The following is a 15,590-nucleotide window of genomic DNA, read 5'->3' as shown; positions in this document are numbered from 1 at the left end:
AATTACACAAAACTTTTTACATTCTCAAAATGGAACGCACCATTCACAATGATTGGATATTAAGGTGTTTTCAATGTTAAATGAAAAGCAGCTCAGGAATGTTTTGTTTTTTGCAGTACTGTTGTTTATAAGCTTCTGCACCATGGCACTCCTTGTTAAGGATCAGAGATTATATGGCTTTGATCATACAATTATTCACTTTATTCAGGGGTTCGAGTCACAGCGGCTCACCGTAGTCATGAAGTTTTTTACTAAAATAGGATCATTTCCATCCATAATGGCAGTTTTTTTGCTTGTATTGCTCATTTTGGGTGTTTATAAAAGCAAGGTGAAAATGCTCATATTCGGGGCAGTGGTGCTGGCAACACCGTTAATAAATGAGATGTTAAAACTGTTGTTCCAACGGGTCCGGCCAAATTTACACCGATTGATTGAAATAGGCGGTTACAGCTTTCCGAGCGGGCATTCAATGAATGCCGTTTCTCTTTACGGCGTTCTTGTTTATCTACTTTGGAACCATGTTCCAGGCAAGGTTGGACGTACAGTCTTAATCATTATCAGCGCTTTATTTATTTTTATGATTGGAATCAGCAGAATTTATTTAGGGGTCCATTATCCAAGTGATGTCATTGCAGGATATCTTGCCAGCAGCTTCTGGCTGTGCGCAGCCATTTGGTTTTTTCATAAATATGTAAGAAGAACGTGAGAAAAGTTTGTACAAGTTATGTACAAATTCTATTGAATCGAATTGAACAATAATCTAATATTATTTTTAGAGGAGGAGCATAAAATCACTATCTGCTCCTCTTTTTACATATCAATAAAGGAGCAACACCATGAGTTCAAATGAGTTGGAAAAGAAAATCATCGACAGCTACCGCAAAGATGAGAAAATGATGATACTCGTATTTGCGCAGTGGTGCATCAATCATGACCTGGATCCAGAACAATTGTATAAAAAAGCTTATCCGGAACAGCCGGAAAATGCAGCTTTGAAAGAGGCAATGGAATTGACGGTGTCAAAGGAAGAAGCCGGAGACATACCGAATGACACATTGCTCGGAGTGCTTTCAATGTTTGGGAATGAGGATTTGGCTTTCCTTGTATCGGAGGAAATACAAAGAATAGATAGACTTTAAGGGGGTGGGCTCAATGTTCAATGATGATGAAAAAAAGAATAAGCTTAAAGTGATTCAATTTGACAAACATAAAAACACACTCGTTGAATCGCTGCAGCCGCAGGAAACGTTCGACGATGTCGGCGGATTGGAAGACGTTAAAAAGAAAATCCGGATGAACTTTATTTTGCCGCTGCAAAATCCTGAATTCTTCAAAGCTTATGGCAAAGAGGCCGGCGGGAGCCTCCTTTTATACGGACCGCCAGGCTGCGGGAAAACCTTTCTGGCAAAGGCCATAGCAGGGGAAATCAACGCCAATTTTTTACATATGGAATTACAGGCAATTTTATCGATGTATGTTGGACAAAGTGAGCATAACCTTCATGACTTTTTTGAAAAAGCACGTGAGCAAAAGCCTTGTGTCCTATTCATCGATGAATTGGATGCACTTGGGGGCAGCAGACAAAATATGAGACATCACCATGAAAGGATGCTTGTCAATCAATTGCTCATAGAGCTTGATGGGCTCAATTCCCACAACAATGGAGTTTACGTCATCGGAGCAACAAATACCCCATGGTATTTGGATCCGGCTTTAAGAAGACCCGGACGGTTCAATCAATTGATTTTTATCCCGCCTCCGAGCGAGCAGGAACGGGAACTGATCTTAAAATTGAAGGTGAAAGATAAACCGCAGGCCAAGCTGAATTTTAAAAAATATGCCGGTAAATCTCAGCATTTTTCCGGTGCGGATCTCGAACAGCTTGTAAATGATTCGATTGAATCTGCACTTCAACGTTCTTTGGAGACGGGTGAATTGCAGCCGCTGACTGACAATGATATCACTCAAGCTCTTAAAGGAAGAAAACCAACAACTCTGGAATGGTTTTCCACAGCAAAAAACTATGCGACATTCAGTGACGTCAATAAAGATTATCAGCATGTGCTGGAGTATATCAAGGATAATAAAATTCGATAGGATGTGAGTTACGTTGAATGAAAGTCTCCAATACTCACAGTTTGAAAGGGTGGCCCAGCTGCTTGAATGGAATCGATATCAAGATTCCATCAAAGAAGCAGAAACGTATATACAAATGTATCCGGATGATCCGGACGGCTATGCATTGATGGGAAAAATCTTTTTGGAGATGGATGAATATAAGAAGGCTCTTCACTGGACCGAAGAAGCACTGAAAAAAGATCCCGAAAATCCATTGGCGTGGGAAGTCAGGGCAGGAACCCTCTATACCCAGCAGAATTGGAAGGCTGCCAGGAAAACGATCGGGGAAGCGATCAGCCTATTTCCCGAAAACAGTTATTATTATTTTTTGGACGGGAATATTTACAATCAACAGGGAAAGTTTCAAAAGGCGGAGCAAAGCTTTGAGCACGCGTTGCGCTTAGAGCCGCATAATGCATTATATCTTGCCAATTACAGCTATGTTCAGAGCTTGCTGGGGAATAAGCAGCTTTCAATTGAAACGGAAATGCACTCATTGGAAGCGGATCCTGAAAATCCATTGATTTTTTTATATTTGGCCTGGGCAGCAGATCAAAGGGGAGAAAATGAAAAAGCGCTCGATTTTTTGGAGAATGCTGTTCGCCTGGATCCTGATAATCCGCAAACACGCAGCGAATACCTTGAAGTTTTGCAAAAACAATACAAAACTTACCGTTTTTTTCTGCTGCCGTCAAAGCTCTTTTCAAAGCTTAAACCGTGGGCTGCCATTCTGCTCTGGATTTTTCTATGGATTGTGTTCAGACCCCTGGTCCTCTTATTTATCATTTTATATGCCGCAGCGCATTGGGGCACCAAATTGATTGTCAATTACAAAGTTTTCGGCACTGTTTTTGTGAAAAATAAAAAATAAAGGGAGAACACTGTATGATTGATTTGAACTTGATCCGGGAAGCCCGGGAAAGAATAGGCGGCATTGTAAAAAAGACCCCGGTGATGACTTCAGAAACGATTTCCAAAGACTTTGGGAATGAATTGTTCTTCAAATGTGAGCATCTGCAAAAAACAGGCGCATTTAAAATCCGCGGCGCTTCTAACAAAGTCATACAGGAATTTCAGAGAAACACCAAACATGTGATTGCCGCCTCATCCGGAAATCATGGCCAGGCCGTGGCATACATAGCCAATCAACTGGGGATTTGTTCTACTATTGTCATCCCTGAAGATGCTGCCGCGTGCAAAAGGGACGCCATTAAGGCTTATAACGGAAATATCGAAATTTGCGGGACGACATCGGAAGAACGGATTGAAAGAGCCAAACAAATAAGTGAAGACGGAAAAGCTGTATTTATTCCCCCTTACGATGATCCTTTAATTATGGCAGGGCAGGGAACCGCCGGATTGGAAATAGTGGAGCAGGTTGATGATATTGATGAGGTATACGTCCCCATAGGAGGCGGCGGTCTGATATCAGGCGTTGCCGCCGCCATTAAAGAATCGAACCCGGGGATTCGGGTCATCGGGGTGGAGCCGGCCATCGCAAACGATACGTATTTATCATTTAAGCAAGGGAAAAGATTCAATATTGGAGGAAGTATTACGATAGCTGACGGATTAAGAACTTCCATTCCGGGCGAGCTGACTTTCCCGGTTGTTCAACGTTATGTGGATGATATCGTACTGGTTGACGAGGAATCAATCAAAGAGGCTTTTATCTATGTATTAATGAGGATGAAGCAGGTGATTGAACCTTCCGGAGCGGTCTCTGTTGCGGGAGCGATGAAAAGAAATCCTGGAAGCAAACGGATTGTTGCGCTTATTTCAGGCGGAAACGTTGATACAGATTTCATTCCAAAATTATTGAAATAGGGAGGGGTTTTTATGGCCAAAGTAGTCGTGTTGTATGGAAGCAGCAGAACAACAAGCAATACGGAACTTTTGACAAAAAAAGCCATTGCCGGATTGGATGCAAAAGAAATTTACTTAAGGGATTTTACGGTCAAACCGATAGTGGATGGCCGCCATGCAGAGCATGGATTTGATGAAGTGGATGATGATTATGACACGATCATTAAGCAGGTTGAACAAAGTGATATTATTCTTTTTTCAACACCGATATACTGGTACAGCATGTCAGGTTTGATGAAAAATTTCATTGATCGCTGGTCGCAAACTTTAAGGGATCCGGAGTTTCCGGATTTCAAGAAGAACATGAGCGGGAAGAAAGCCTATGTGCTGGCTGTTGGAGGAGACGAACCTCATATGAAAGGCCTGGCGATGATTGACCAATTCCGGTGGATCTTTCAATTTGTCGGAATGTCATTCGCAGGGTATATTATCGGGGAAGGCAATAAACCGGAAGATATTTTACAGGATGAGATGGCGCTGCTTTCCGCTAAAAAATTAAACAAGGAGCTTAAAGCCATAAAAGCTGCATACTAAGACCACGCAGCTGCTTTTCTATTATTAATTTTCTTGTAATTTAAACGTGGTGATTATATAATAAATCCATATCTGTTATACAACAATGTTGTTTCCCTGATCGACAAGACCGTACAACTCATTCTTTTTATCGAAAAAACCATTCAAATTTGTAAAAGCGTTTACAAAAAATTTAATAAAACCATATACATAATGACAGGAAGTAAAATTTCGTAGGTTAATAGATTGGAGTCGATTTGGGGATAAACTCATTGGAGAAAACTGTTAGAAGAAATGGGAGGAAGAGGAGCATGGAACAAAAAGTTGTAATCCCGGAAGCCGGAAAATTTGCCAACTATCCGCAGCAGCCCCATGGCGGAAAGCTGGTTGACAGGGTATTAAAAGGGAAAGAACGGGAAGAAGAACTGTTCAGGGCCAGGCAGCTGCCAACCATTATGGTTGATTTGGAAGCTGTGATTACACTGGAAATGATCGCTACGGGGGTTCTGTCACCGAATGAGGGTTTTATGAATGAGGAGGACTATAAATCCGTACTGTATGAAGGCCGGTTGAAAAATGGGGTGGTCTGGCCGGTTCCCCTCAGCTTTGCGCCAATCGGAAACCGAAATAAAGAGGTGGTTGCATCCCTTTCCATCGGAGATGAAGTTGCATTGGCCGATGAAAGCAAAGAGCCGGTTGCCATCCTGAAAATTGAAGATCTTTTCGCATATAACAAAGAAGAGCGTGCTGCCCAGCTTTTTGGAACTACGGATCGGAATCACCCGGGCGTAGATTCGATCTTCCGAAGGATGGGGGACGTTGCGTTAGGGGGTCCCATTTCACTTTTACGCCGGGTCGATTGGGGGCCATTCGAAAAAATTCGCTTGGAGCCCAATGATACTTGGAGAATTTTTTATGAAGAAAAGAAATTCCGCTCAGTAGGCGGTTTCATTACCGGTGCGAATCCGCTTCACAGGGGACATGAGTATATTCACAAGAACGCACTGGAGACGATCGATGGTTTATTGGTCCAGCCTCTTGTAGAAATGGCCAAACGGGAATATACGAGAAATGAATTTCGTATGCTTTCCTACCGCAGTGTCTTGGATACTTATTATCCAAAAGAACGTGTATCCCTTGCACCATTAAGGGTTACATACATTTTTGCGGGGCCGCGGGAAACCGTCTTGCATGCTCTGATCATGAAAAACTTCGGCTGTACCCACGCACTAATTGGACGAGACCATGCCGGTGTCGGCGATTATTACGATAAGTATGCCAGCCATTCGATATTCGATGAGTTTTCTCCAGATGAATTAGGCATTGATGTCCAGTTGTACCATGAAGTCTTTTATTGCACACGCTGTTCAAATCATGCGACTGAGAAGACCTGTTCCCATGATGAGCGCTTCAGGCTGAAAATTTCCGGAACGGGCATCCGGGAAATGCTCCGTCATGGAATTATGCCGCCAAAGGAGATTGTCCGCCCGGAATCCAGCCGGATTGCCATGCAGGGGATCCAGCCTAAAGGACTGGATGAGAATCAGAAGTCTATTGCGCCGGTGGGCAAAACGATTAAAAGCATGTTTCCGTTTTATCTGGAAGCAACAAGGCTCGGCGGCACATACCGGCGCGAGAAGCTGACACCTGAGGAGTTGACCATACGTGATTTGGAGGCGGCGACAATGGATGTCCGTTCGAATGCTGATCGTATTTATCAGGACATCTATGAAGAATATACGTACGTCGGGGATGCAGATCGCGACATGCAGAGACAGTGGGTAACAGAAGCCCGTGAAGCTTTGCGCAACCAGCAGGAAATGGTTGTTGAAGACTTGGAAGAAAAAGTAAAGCAGGCTCCGGAAAAAGCTTCCGACGAATTTTTATATCAGGATAAAGATGAATCGCAGCGGGAACTTGAAGTTGCCAAAAAAATTCTTGCAGATATTCCTCCGGCATTGCGTGCCGATGAACTGGAATATCGCGTTTGGAATCCGCTTCCATACAACCGCTACCGCGGCAGTGATGAACCTGAAGAAAAATAATAAACTGGAATCAACCTCGATGCACCCTCGCATGTTAAGCGGGGGTTTTCAATGTGTCCCTTTAACAGGAGAAATTTACAAAATATACCCGACTTTGGTCATATTTCCACCGATACGGTCGAAAAATTTTGCCTGTGGTTGTATAATTAGTAGCTGGAATAAATTAAAAATGGAGAGGGGATCCAATTTTGATGGAATGGACATTGGGAGGTTTGTTTGCAGCCTCTGCCTTATTGCTCATTATATCGGGAATCAAAGGACGCAAGGCCTCCAAGGAAGAGATGAAAGAGCTTGATTTAATTCATGTATCAACGATGAATGAGATAAGAGATATACGGGAATCAATCCGTAACATGGAGCTTGATATAGAGATCATTATGAAGGAATCGGGCATTCGGCTTTCATCGAAGGAAAGAATTCTGATGCGTGAAGTGTTGGATTTGTATAATCGGAAATATTCAATCGAAAACATAGCGGCTGAAAAAAATGTGTCCGAAAATGAAATCAGGAAAATGATAGCTCCTTACATAGCAGGAAAGGAAGAAAGGGGCAGGGTTGCAAATGAGATTTAATCCATTGGCCAGTTTTGCAGCCGGAATTTTCCTGGCTGCCGCTGTCTGCAGTGCGGCATATTTTTCAGTTAAAAGTGAAGCTTCCAAAGCTCCGGCAAAAACAACAGAAAAAGAAATAGTTACGGAAAATGAGCCATCTGAAGCAGAGATGATAGCCGGCCTTGAGTCCTCCGGCTATATTGTCCAGACTGTTGAAGAATATAATAAAAAAATGGAAGAGGCAAAAGCAGAAGCTGCTGATAAAGAAAAAGCGGCAGAAGACAAAGCAGAGGATAAAAAAGTCGTTTACCGGGTAGTAATCAATGTTACGGACGGCATGACAAGTATTGATGTGGGAAAAATGCTGGTGAAGGCTAAAATTGTTGATGATGCTTTTAGATTCTCAAAGGCTGTTGAGAAGAAAAAAGTGGAAAACAAATTGCGCCCCGGGTCCTATGAAGTGGAAAGTGATATGTCGCAGGACGAGGTCATTGCAGCGATATTTAAATAAAGGGAAAAAGCGCCATAAGCTGGAATTGGCGCTTTTTTATTTTCCAATGAAGTTTTCCGTATAAAAAGGCCTTGATTCAGAGTCAAAGGCTACTCCGACTCCAAGAGAGTTATAATTCGGGCTCAAAATGTTTTTGCGATGGCCCATGGAGTTCATCAGGCCTTCATGCGCGAAAATACTGCTTACCTGGCCGGATGCAATGTTTTCTCCCGCCGCCCTATAGGCGATATGATCGCGATCCATACGGTCAAAAGGGGATAACCCGTCTAAACTTTCATGGCTGAAGTAACTTTTTTGGGCCATATCGGTGCTATGTCCGCGCGCCGTCACTTTTACATGATCATCCCAGGATAAAACCGGGAGGCCGTGTTTCACTCTTGCAGCATTGGTGAGGTCAAATAATTGATACTCGAATCCTTCTTCCAATTCTTCACTGCCGGGAGCAAAGAATTCTTTCTTCTCCTGCTCAAGGCCGGTGCTGATGATTTGTAAAGCTGTCACAGTATCATTTTTATGTTTATCAAAAAACACAGTAACATAGCAATGATCCATTTCATAAATGTTATATTCGCCACTGGCCTGAACTTGGTACATGACGAATCCTTTTCTGATCCCTTTAACAGGCTCTCCGAGCTTTTGGACAACAGATTCCTTTGACTCATTTAGCTTAATTCCGTTTTTTGATGAAACCAAGTCCTGGTTTGTATATAATCCGGCAACTTTCCCCTGGTCGTCATAAGCAGCCATGAAGAAGTTTTGATAGTTTTCATGATAGGCGTACCATTTGACTCCATATTCATTGTAGGAGGCCCGCTTCGCTTTGCCGGCCTGCTTTTCTACTTCAGCTTTTGTATCGCCAATCTCAATATTATGAACTGAAAACGTTTGTTCCTCAGGCGTTTTTAATGAAGGGATCTCCACTTGTTCCTGAGTCTCAATCTCTTTAAGCTCGCCTTTCAAAGATTGATATCCTTCTTGCAATTTAGCAATGATATTGGAAACCTCAGGCCGTTTTGTTATAGACTCAGAATACGAGCGTAAGGAGTCCGCCATGGAATGGACGGATGTAACCACCTGCTCATTTCCTTGCTTATATAAAATGAATCCTACAATGAGCAGGCATATAAGCAATGTTCTAAAAAATTTCAAATAGGATTCACTCCTTCTGGTGTTGTTGAATTTTTGTCCTATATGAATATTGTATATTGTTAATCATGGAAATGGAAACGGCAAGGGGGGGGGAAGATAAAGGATATGAAGAAGGGAACTGAAATGTGACCATTTATATTGAAAATACGTCTAATTAAGGAAATGCGCCCGATTGTCGGATTATCTGATCGTGCTATCCGCAACTAACAATAGAATGATTCGGTGGGAATCTGACCTTCTTAAAATAAATAATTAGGGTTACAACAGGCTGTGTTGTGCTTGTTGTAAAAAGAAAAAATGGTAGTACCTTAATTAAAGGGGGTAGGGTGCATAGCCTTTGTGACTCTTTCAATTTCGGTGGTTTTGCCCATCAATATCTCCTTCCTTTCGGTTCTTTATTTAACCCATACCCGAAAAACGGAGAAATCAAAATCAAAAGTTCATTTTATAGAGAAAAAAGCAAGGGTAATATTCCAATTAATGATGAAAGAACTATAAAAATTATTCAAAACTATTTAGTGATTGTCCTCTATGTTCTTCTTTTTTGGGAGCCAGGCTATTGTGCTTACATTATATATTTCTGGAGTCTCTATCATTAAAATAGACACATTAATCCTATGTATACTTGGGGTTTTTATATTAATAGGTATCGGAGCTAATATATTGAAGCGTCTATATACCCTTTTCCAATTTTTCCAACGGTCAATAGATAATATTCAATAATCGGGCGTTTTAATCTAATAACGTATTAGCTTATTTAGCCATTTAACGTAGTGAAGAAAGGGGAGTGTATCATGTCAAAGGGATTACTTCATCACATTGAGATATATGTATCTGATTTAAAAAAATCAACCGATTTTTGGGGTTGGTTTCTTGAGGAATTAGGATATAGTTCCTTTCAAAAATGGGATAGCGGACAGAGTTGGAAAATAGAGAACACCTATATTGTATTTGTGCAAGCAGAAGAACGGTATTTGGAAGTTACATATCATAGATGTCGAGTAGGTTTAAATCATTTGGCATTTCACGCAAGTTCACGTGAACACGTTGATGATATGACTAATAAATTGAAAGCTAAAGGAATTAATTTACTCTATACAAACCAGCACCCATTCGCCGGAGGAGATAATCATTATGCTGTTTACTTTGAAGATCCAGACAGAATAAAAGTGGAACTTGTAGCACCCTGACTGTTCCATAATCATAATCGGGCGCAATTCCGTAGCATTTAGGAATTGTGCTCTTTCTTTATGTTAAGGCCCATATAGTTGAGGAAGGATTTAAAGTTTACATACAGAATTATTTGAGTGAAGAAGGAGGAAAAGGAATTGAACCATGACTTTTATCGCTCATTATTTCCCATATTATCTACTCACACACACCTGGCTAGTTGTTCCCAAGGTGCTTTAGCAAAGTCTGTTTCAAAAGCAATTAAGGAATATCACAATAGTCTACTTCTGTCGGGCAGTAATTGGAATGAAGCGATAAGTAAAGTAGAGGAGACCAGGGTGAGATTTGCTGAATTTATAGGAGCCGAAGCGGATGAAGTTGCTCTACTATGTTCTGTATCTGACGCTATTTCTGCTATTGCAACTTCCCTTCCTATTCAGCGGGAGAAAAGTAAAATTGTGTTTACGGATATAGATTTTCCAACTGTTGGCCATATATGGTTTGCACAAAAACCTTTTAAGGATGATATTTCAGTAATTCGTTCTTTCAATGGGGAAATACCTCTGGAACAATTGAAAAAGAAATAACAGCTGATACGCTGATTACATGTATTCCCCATGTGAATTATCACAACGGTTATAAGCAAAACGTTAGAGAAATCGCTAGTATTGCGCATAGAAAAGGCTCGCTTTTGTTCGTTGATGCTTACCAATCTGCAGGGCATACTCCGATTGATGTGAAAGAGATGGATATTGATATTTTAGCAACGGGAACTCGTAAATACATGTTAGGAATTCCCGGCGTAGCGTTTTTGTATATAAAAAAAGAACTGGCAGAACAATTAAAACCAAGAGTTACCGGATGGCTGGGACAAGAACAAACATCTTCATTTGACATTTATAATCCTGTTTTTGCGGCGGGGACACGTCGTTTTGAAACGGGTACGCCTTCTTTTATAAGTATCTATGCAGCTTACGAGGCACTAAAATTGCTGCTTGAAGTTGGGATTGAGACTATTGAAACCTATTTAGAAGGGCTGAGCCAATTCACCATACATTACGGAAAAGAGAAAGGATTGCGGCTCATAGGTCCATCATCTAATAATAAAAGAACGAGTCTGATGTCTTTTTATGTAGAAAATGCATCAAAAGTGGAAGGTATGTTAAGAGACAAAAAAATTATTGTTTCTGCAAGAAAAGATGTAATAAGAATTGCCCCTCATTTCTATAACAATAAAGATGACATAAAATATGCAATAGATGAGCTGGCAATCTTAGCAAATGGGGATTGAGGCAGGATTTACTCAAACAGACCTTAAAAAAAGGTCCGTTTTGTTTATTATGAAAGGGGGCATTAATTTATTAATGCTTGGCTGCTTTTCCTATCCAAGCTGATTTTCTAAAGATATGACAGAAGTTTCTTACCTAATAATTATGTTTATCTGCAATCATTTTAAAATCATGTTTAACTGAGTTTCTAAAGAAAGGTAGATAGGTATGTTATCTTTTCCGTTTGCTACAAGCCGAAAAGAAAAATTTGATATAATAAATGAAATTAAAGAAAGATTATTAATTGCACATCCAAATAATATATTGGCAATTGGTGGATATGGCTCAATAGGATTAAAAAATGATTTGCCTTATTCCGATATTGAATTGCATGTTATTACAAGAGATGAAGTATCCATAAATAGTCATGAATTTATTTATGATAAGTTTAAAATAGAAGTTAGTGTAAAGCAAAAAAAAGAGTTTTTTAAGCAAGCAATAAAAGTGGATGATTCATGGGCCGTTAAGGCGGGGGTTTTTATAAATATTTTGCCTATTTATGATCCACAAAACATATTTGAAGAAATTAGAAAACTCCCCTTAAGTGTCTCGGATTCTGCAATACGAGAAACCATGAGGGAATTTATGATTTGGGAACCTTACGAAACAATCGCTAAAATTAGAAATAATTTTATGATTAGAAACTATAATTATATTCCTTTGGGAGCTAAAGATTTAACATGGCAAACTGCAAAACTAATTGGCCTTGCAAATAGGAAATATTATAGTACAAGGGCTAGAACTTTAGAGGAATCAATTAAGATCGATTCTAAACCTAATGGATATGTTGAACTTGCTAAATGTGTTATGAGTGGAGAACTAAGCAATATAGAATATGTCTACCAATTATGCGAAAGTTTATTGAACGGTTTAAATGAATGGTATGAAGAACTTGGAATTGTATATAGGATTCAGGAGTTACCTTCATTTAAATAGAAAACTATAAAAGGAAGTAAAAAGGGGCTGTCTCTGTATAACTTTGGTAAAAAACAGCAAAAAAGAACATAAACAATTTTACAATAAAATATAATACATACTAGTAAGCTAAAAGGAAAATCAATCGAGATTTATTATTTTTTAATAGCGAAATTGGCTTATAACATAACATTTTTATCTACCCTTAAACGTTGAGTTTTCATTCAAATTAGTGTCGGGTTAATTTAAAATAAATATTTCTATAATCAAATATAAAAAGTGGGGGGCATGTCCAGTGTGAAATTCCCTTTTTATCACAAAAAAGCAAAATGATAAATAAGGGGTAGAAAAAATGAAAAGTAAATCATTCCGTTTCTTATGGATAGGCCAATTATTCGCTAATTTAGGTGACGTGTTTTATGTAGTTGGGTTAATCTCTATTTTATATACAGTTACAGAGTCGGTAATGTATTTGGCATTGTTACCCTTTTTAAATACGTTTGGAAGATTTATAAGCAGTTTCATTTCTCCATTACTATTGAACAGATATAGACTTAAATTACTTTTGATAAACTCACAATTAAGTAAAACTACTATATTATTAATACTAGCATTTTGGGTTAGTTTTCAGTCATCACTTGGAATTTGGTTTATTGTTTGTTGTATCTTATTAATTGCTTTCTTTGACGGATGGGCAATGCCGGCGACGGATGCGCTTATCCCCAGATTGGTCAAAGAATCCGAATTATTGAAAGCAAATAGTTTTATGTCAGTTATTAATGAAACGGTTCAATTAGGTGGTTGGGCCATGGGTGGAATATTGGTTGCACTAATAAATGGACAGAATGTAATTTGGCTTACCTTTGTCTTGTTTGTTCTGTCTACAGTTATGATGATACGGATTGTAGATGATACACCTTTCCAAGTTAAAGATGAGAAACAAAAGACATTTGAAACTTTAAAAGAAGGCTGGTTTATAATATGGAAAAATCCCACTTTTCGAAGCATCCATGTCATGATTTTTATGGAAGCTATGGCGAACGTAGTTTGGGTGGCAGCCATACTTTATGTATTTGTAAATGAAGTATTAAATGTAACAGAAGCATGGTGGGGTTATATAAACACTGCGTTTTTTCTAGGATTGATACTAGGTGGAGTAATCTGTTCGAGGTTTTCATTAAAAATTGAAAAGATCATGAGGAAGACAGTGTTATTCTCTTCGTTTGGTGTTTCCATAATAACATTTTTGTTTGGATTAAATTCAATAGCTTGGGTTGCATTAATATTGGTAGCTTTTAGTGGATTCATCGATCAAATTAAAGGTATAACAATACGCACATATTTACAAAAAGAAGCAGCTGCCGAGGATTTACCTAAAATATATAGTGCGCAATATTCCATGGTTACATTGGTCTTTGGATTTTCTACATTAGCTTTCGGAGGAATCGCAGAATTTAGCGTGCAACTTGCATTTCTTATCTCAGGGCTGCTCTTAACAGGATCGGCAATCTATATGCTGATCGTTAAAAAGCGATTCCCTGACAATTATACGTTGGAATAATACATTGAAAAAAGCTGTAACTGGGATCTCACCGTGGTAAAACGCGTGCTTGATACTATGGTTGACACAGACGCTATAGGAAGTGGACATTCAAGTAAATAGGAATAGAAGTGGGGGGGTATTTGTTCCCTGGCCGGCAAGCTTAGGGGAGCAAATAACTTTTTCCTATGAAGTACCGTCAGCTTTATTGGTCATTATGCCACGGTCAATAGAGCTGACGGCTCTTTATTAGAAAATCTCGCCAAAATAAATAACAAAGCCTCTGGAGCTGTGGCATCAGGACTGATTGCGAACACCAGGTGGTTTGACAGTATAGCTTTAAATTAAAATGATTGTTTATTTGATATACTTTTGTTAAGCAAATCTCTAAATCTAAATAAGGAGAGAATGAAATGGTAATCGGTCATATCAAGGAAATAGTCCGCCATCCTGTGAAATCCTTTCATGGAGAGAGTGTACAGAAAACTAAAGTAATGGATTATGGTTTATATGGCGACCGCAGCCACGCTTTTTTGGATGAGACAAGGCCGGAAAAGTTTTTAACAATCACACAGTTCCAGGGAATGGTTCGATATAAAGCAAGATTTATTGGAGAAGAGCTATTGGAGGAGTATCCCAAGGTCGAAATAATAACACCCGATGGAAAAGTTTTTTATTGGGGAGTTGAAGAATTAACAAAAGAAATAGAAAACAAATCGAAACGTAAAGTTTCCCCTATTTCCTATACGCCTCTACATGTCCCTATAGGCGCCATTGAAGAAGAACATATTCAACTGGTAACGGATGCTTCACTGAATAAATTAAAAGAGGTATGGGGAAAGAAAGAAATCAATTATCAACGCTTCCGCCCTAATTTATTAATTTCGTTAAAAGACAAAGTTCCATTCATTGAAGAACAATGGTTTGGGAAGAGAATAAAAATAGGGCAGAACGTGGAAATACAATTAAAAAGGCATTGTGAAAGGTGTATGATTATTACTGTTGATCCTGATGATGCGGAACGAGATTCAAGTTTGCTTAAAACTGTTGTAAAAGAAAGAAATAACCATTTCGGGGTTTATGCTTCTGTGATGAAAACAGGTGAAATTCATGTGGGTGATGAGGTCCTTCTTTTTGATTGAATTTTGAAAATTCCTAACAGAAGCCCGACTTGAAAAAAATAAATGTCGCGTGGAATCTATATTGCAAATACGAACAAACATTTGGTATAATAAATGTAACATCTCAGATCCTGGAAAAAATTATTTTTTGGAAGGGGTTTGAAAGTTGATGAGAAACCCGGGTATAACCGATGAAATGATTATAGAAATGTATAAAAGCGGCATGCCTTTTAAAGAAATGCGCCCCATTGTTGGATTATCTGACCGGGCCATTCGCAATGTGATGTATAAGCACGGTATTGAAATGAATCGAATGCAGTTTTCGGGCCAGCCGCGAAAGCATAAAGTTAATGAAGACTTTTTTAAGTCATGGTCCCATGAAATGGCGTGGGTATTGGGGCTGTTTATCACAGATGGGCATGTAAACCGTAGTACTCACAGCATAGTATTTGCCCAAAAAGATGAGAGGATCTTGAAATATATAGCAAAATGCATGGGTGCACATTACGTATTGGGTGCAAAAGGACCAACAGCAACAACACCGACCTTAATTATCAATTCAAAAATGATAAAAAAAGATCTTGAAAAGATGGGGATAACCTCAAATAAATCCTTCAATGTCCCGTTCCCCGATGTTCCGAAAGAATTTTTGCCATCATTCATAAGAGGCGTTATTGATGGTGATGGTGGGTGGACAGGGAAGGCTATACTATGAACATTACATCCGCCAGCAAATTATTCGGAGAAAAATTAATGGCTATCT

General features: G+C 39.3%; 16 protein-coding genes and 1 pseudogene. 16 read left to right on the top strand and 1 reads right to left on the bottom strand.

The features are described from left to right. Window positions 1-73 precede the first annotated feature (73 nt). The 9 genes from D4N35_RS11570 (at window position 74) to D4N35_RS11530 (ending at window position 7,604) form a co-directional block, all read left to right on the top strand. Window positions 74-706: a phosphatase PAP2 family protein gene (locus D4N35_RS11570; protein ID WP_120073713.1), complete on the top strand. Its 633-nt coding sequence runs from the start codon at window positions 74-76 to the stop codon at window positions 704-706. 130 nt (window positions 707-836) lie between these two features. Then, entirely contained in the window at window positions 837-1,139 is a 303-nt protein-coding gene (yxiS, locus tag D4N35_RS11565) for a protein YxiS (RefSeq protein WP_120073711.1), read from the top strand. Between the two features lie 13 nt (window positions 1,140-1,152). Next, window positions 1,153-2,097, top strand: coding sequence for an ATP-binding protein (locus D4N35_RS11560; RefSeq protein ID WP_120073709.1), 945 nt, complete (start codon window positions 1,153-1,155; stop codon window positions 2,095-2,097). Window positions 2,098-2,110: 13 nt separating this feature from the next. Then, complete coding sequence (locus tag D4N35_RS11555; RefSeq protein ID WP_120073707.1) at window positions 2,111-2,989, top strand: tetratricopeptide repeat protein; 879 nt, start codon at window positions 2,111-2,113, stop codon at window positions 2,987-2,989. A gap of 14 nt (window positions 2,990-3,003) precedes the next feature. Continuing rightward, on the top strand, window positions 3,004-3,945 hold the full coding sequence (locus D4N35_RS11550; RefSeq protein ID WP_120073705.1) for a threonine ammonia-lyase: 942 nt from the start codon (window positions 3,004-3,006) through the stop codon (window positions 3,943-3,945). A 12-nt stretch (window positions 3,946-3,957) separates the two neighbouring features. Further along, window positions 3,958-4,518: a flavodoxin family protein gene (locus D4N35_RS11545; protein ID WP_120073703.1), complete on the top strand. Its 561-nt coding sequence runs from the start codon at window positions 3,958-3,960 to the stop codon at window positions 4,516-4,518. Between the two features lie 290 nt (window positions 4,519-4,808). Further along, window positions 4,809-6,542: a sulfate adenylyltransferase gene (locus D4N35_RS11540; RefSeq protein WP_120073701.1), complete on the top strand. Its 1,734-nt coding sequence runs from the start codon at window positions 4,809-4,811 to the stop codon at window positions 6,540-6,542. Between the two features lie 191 nt (window positions 6,543-6,733). Further along, window positions 6,734-7,114, top strand: coding sequence for a hypothetical protein (locus tag D4N35_RS11535; RefSeq protein ID WP_120073699.1), 381 nt, complete (start codon window positions 6,734-6,736; stop codon window positions 7,112-7,114). Continuing rightward, window positions 7,104-7,604 (top strand): aminodeoxychorismate lyase, encoded by a 501-nt coding sequence (locus D4N35_RS11530; protein ID WP_120073697.1) that lies wholly within the window; start codon window positions 7,104-7,106, stop codon window positions 7,602-7,604. The genes D4N35_RS11535 and D4N35_RS11530 overlap by 11 nt, the downstream gene beginning before the upstream one ends. A gap of 36 nt (window positions 7,605-7,640) precedes the next feature. On the opposite strand, the gene D4N35_RS11525 is transcribed toward D4N35_RS11530, so the two are convergent. Beyond that, window positions 7,641-8,753: a CAP domain-containing protein gene (locus D4N35_RS11525; protein WP_120073695.1), complete on the bottom strand. Its 1,113-nt coding sequence runs from the start codon at window positions 8,751-8,753 to the stop codon at window positions 7,641-7,643. 275 nt (window positions 8,754-9,028) lie between these two features. Between D4N35_RS11525 and D4N35_RS11520 the strand changes: the two genes are divergently transcribed. The 7 genes and pseudogenes from D4N35_RS11520 to D4N35_RS11490 all read left to right on the top strand — a co-directional run bounded on the left by D4N35_RS11520 (window position 9,029) and on the right by D4N35_RS11490 (window position 15,542). Continuing rightward, window positions 9,029-9,352 carry a hypothetical protein gene (locus tag D4N35_RS11520; protein ID WP_128205407.1) on the top strand — a complete coding sequence of 108 codons (324 nt, stop codon included), beginning with the start codon at window positions 9,029-9,031 and terminating at the stop codon, window positions 9,350-9,352. A 195-nt stretch (window positions 9,353-9,547) separates the two neighbouring features. Beyond that, the gene (locus D4N35_RS11515) at window positions 9,548-9,943 is read left to right on the top strand and encodes a VOC family protein (RefSeq protein ID WP_120073691.1); all 396 of its coding nucleotides are present in this window, start codon (window positions 9,548-9,550) and stop codon (window positions 9,941-9,943) included. 138 nt (window positions 9,944-10,081) lie between these two features. Continuing rightward, window positions 10,082-11,214, top strand: a pseudogene (locus D4N35_RS11510) (aminotransferase class V-fold PLP-dependent enzyme). Between the two features lie 205 nt (window positions 11,215-11,419). Then, a complete protein-coding gene (locus D4N35_RS11505) occupies window positions 11,420-12,187 on the top strand; it encodes a kanamycin nucleotidyltransferase C-terminal domain-containing protein (RefSeq protein WP_120073689.1) in 768 nt (255 codons plus the stop codon). A gap of 331 nt (window positions 12,188-12,518) precedes the next feature. Then, complete coding sequence (locus D4N35_RS11500) at window positions 12,519-13,727, top strand: MFS transporter (protein ID WP_120073687.1); 1,209 nt, start codon at window positions 12,519-12,521, stop codon at window positions 13,725-13,727. A gap of 392 nt (window positions 13,728-14,119) precedes the next feature. After that, entirely contained in the window at window positions 14,120-14,848 is a 729-nt protein-coding gene (locus tag D4N35_RS11495) for an MOSC domain-containing protein (protein ID WP_120073685.1), read from the top strand. A gap of 175 nt (window positions 14,849-15,023) precedes the next feature. After that, window positions 15,024-15,542, top strand: a complete 519-nt coding sequence (locus D4N35_RS11490) for an LAGLIDADG family homing endonuclease (protein WP_128205406.1) — start codon at window positions 15,024-15,026, stop codon at window positions 15,540-15,542. Window positions 15,543-15,590: the final 48 nt, after the last annotated feature.

Source organism: Siminovitchia fortis (assembly GCF_003605365.2).
GTDB lineage: Bacteria > Bacillota > Bacilli > Bacillales > Bacillaceae_C > Siminovitchia > Siminovitchia fortis.
Note: the sequence above shows the minus strand (reverse complement) of the source record. Positions and strands in the feature narration are given on the sequence as shown.

Bases quoted from the DNA above. Each gene is read 5' to 3' on its own strand.
- D4N35_RS11570 (WP_120073713.1), top strand. From the start codon at position 74: ATGTTAAATGAAAAGCAGCTCAGGAATGTTTTGTTTTTTGCAGTACTG.
- yxiS (WP_120073711.1), top strand. From the start codon at position 837: ATGAGTTCAAATGAGTTGGAAAAGAAAATCATCGACAGCTACCGCAAA.
- D4N35_RS11560 (WP_120073709.1), top strand. From the start codon at position 1,153: ATGTTCAATGATGATGAAAAAAAGAATAAGCTTAAAGTGATTCAATTT.
- D4N35_RS11550 (WP_120073705.1), top strand. From the start codon at position 3,004: ATGATTGATTTGAACTTGATCCGGGAAGCCCGGGAAAGAATAGGCGGC.
- D4N35_RS11545 (WP_120073703.1), top strand. From the start codon at position 3,958: ATGGCCAAAGTAGTCGTGTTGTATGGAAGCAGCAGAACAACAAGCAAT.
- D4N35_RS11540 (WP_120073701.1), top strand. From the start codon at position 4,809: ATGGAACAAAAAGTTGTAATCCCGGAAGCCGGAAAATTTGCCAACTAT.
- D4N35_RS11535 (WP_120073699.1), top strand. From the start codon at position 6,734: ATGGAATGGACATTGGGAGGTTTGTTTGCAGCCTCTGCCTTATTGCTC.
- D4N35_RS11530 (WP_120073697.1), top strand. From the start codon at position 7,104: ATGAGATTTAATCCATTGGCCAGTTTTGCAGCCGGAATTTTCCTGGCT.
- D4N35_RS11515 (WP_120073691.1), top strand. From the start codon at position 9,548: ATGTCAAAGGGATTACTTCATCACATTGAGATATATGTATCTGATTTA.
- D4N35_RS11505 (WP_120073689.1), top strand. From the start codon at position 11,420: ATGTTATCTTTTCCGTTTGCTACAAGCCGAAAAGAAAAATTTGATATA.
- D4N35_RS11500 (WP_120073687.1), top strand. From the start codon at position 12,519: ATGAAAAGTAAATCATTCCGTTTCTTATGGATAGGCCAATTATTCGCT.
- D4N35_RS11495 (WP_120073685.1), top strand. From the start codon at position 14,120: ATGGTAATCGGTCATATCAAGGAAATAGTCCGCCATCCTGTGAAATCC.
- D4N35_RS11490 (WP_128205406.1), top strand. From the start codon at position 15,024: ATGATTATAGAAATGTATAAAAGCGGCATGCCTTTTAAAGAAATGCGC.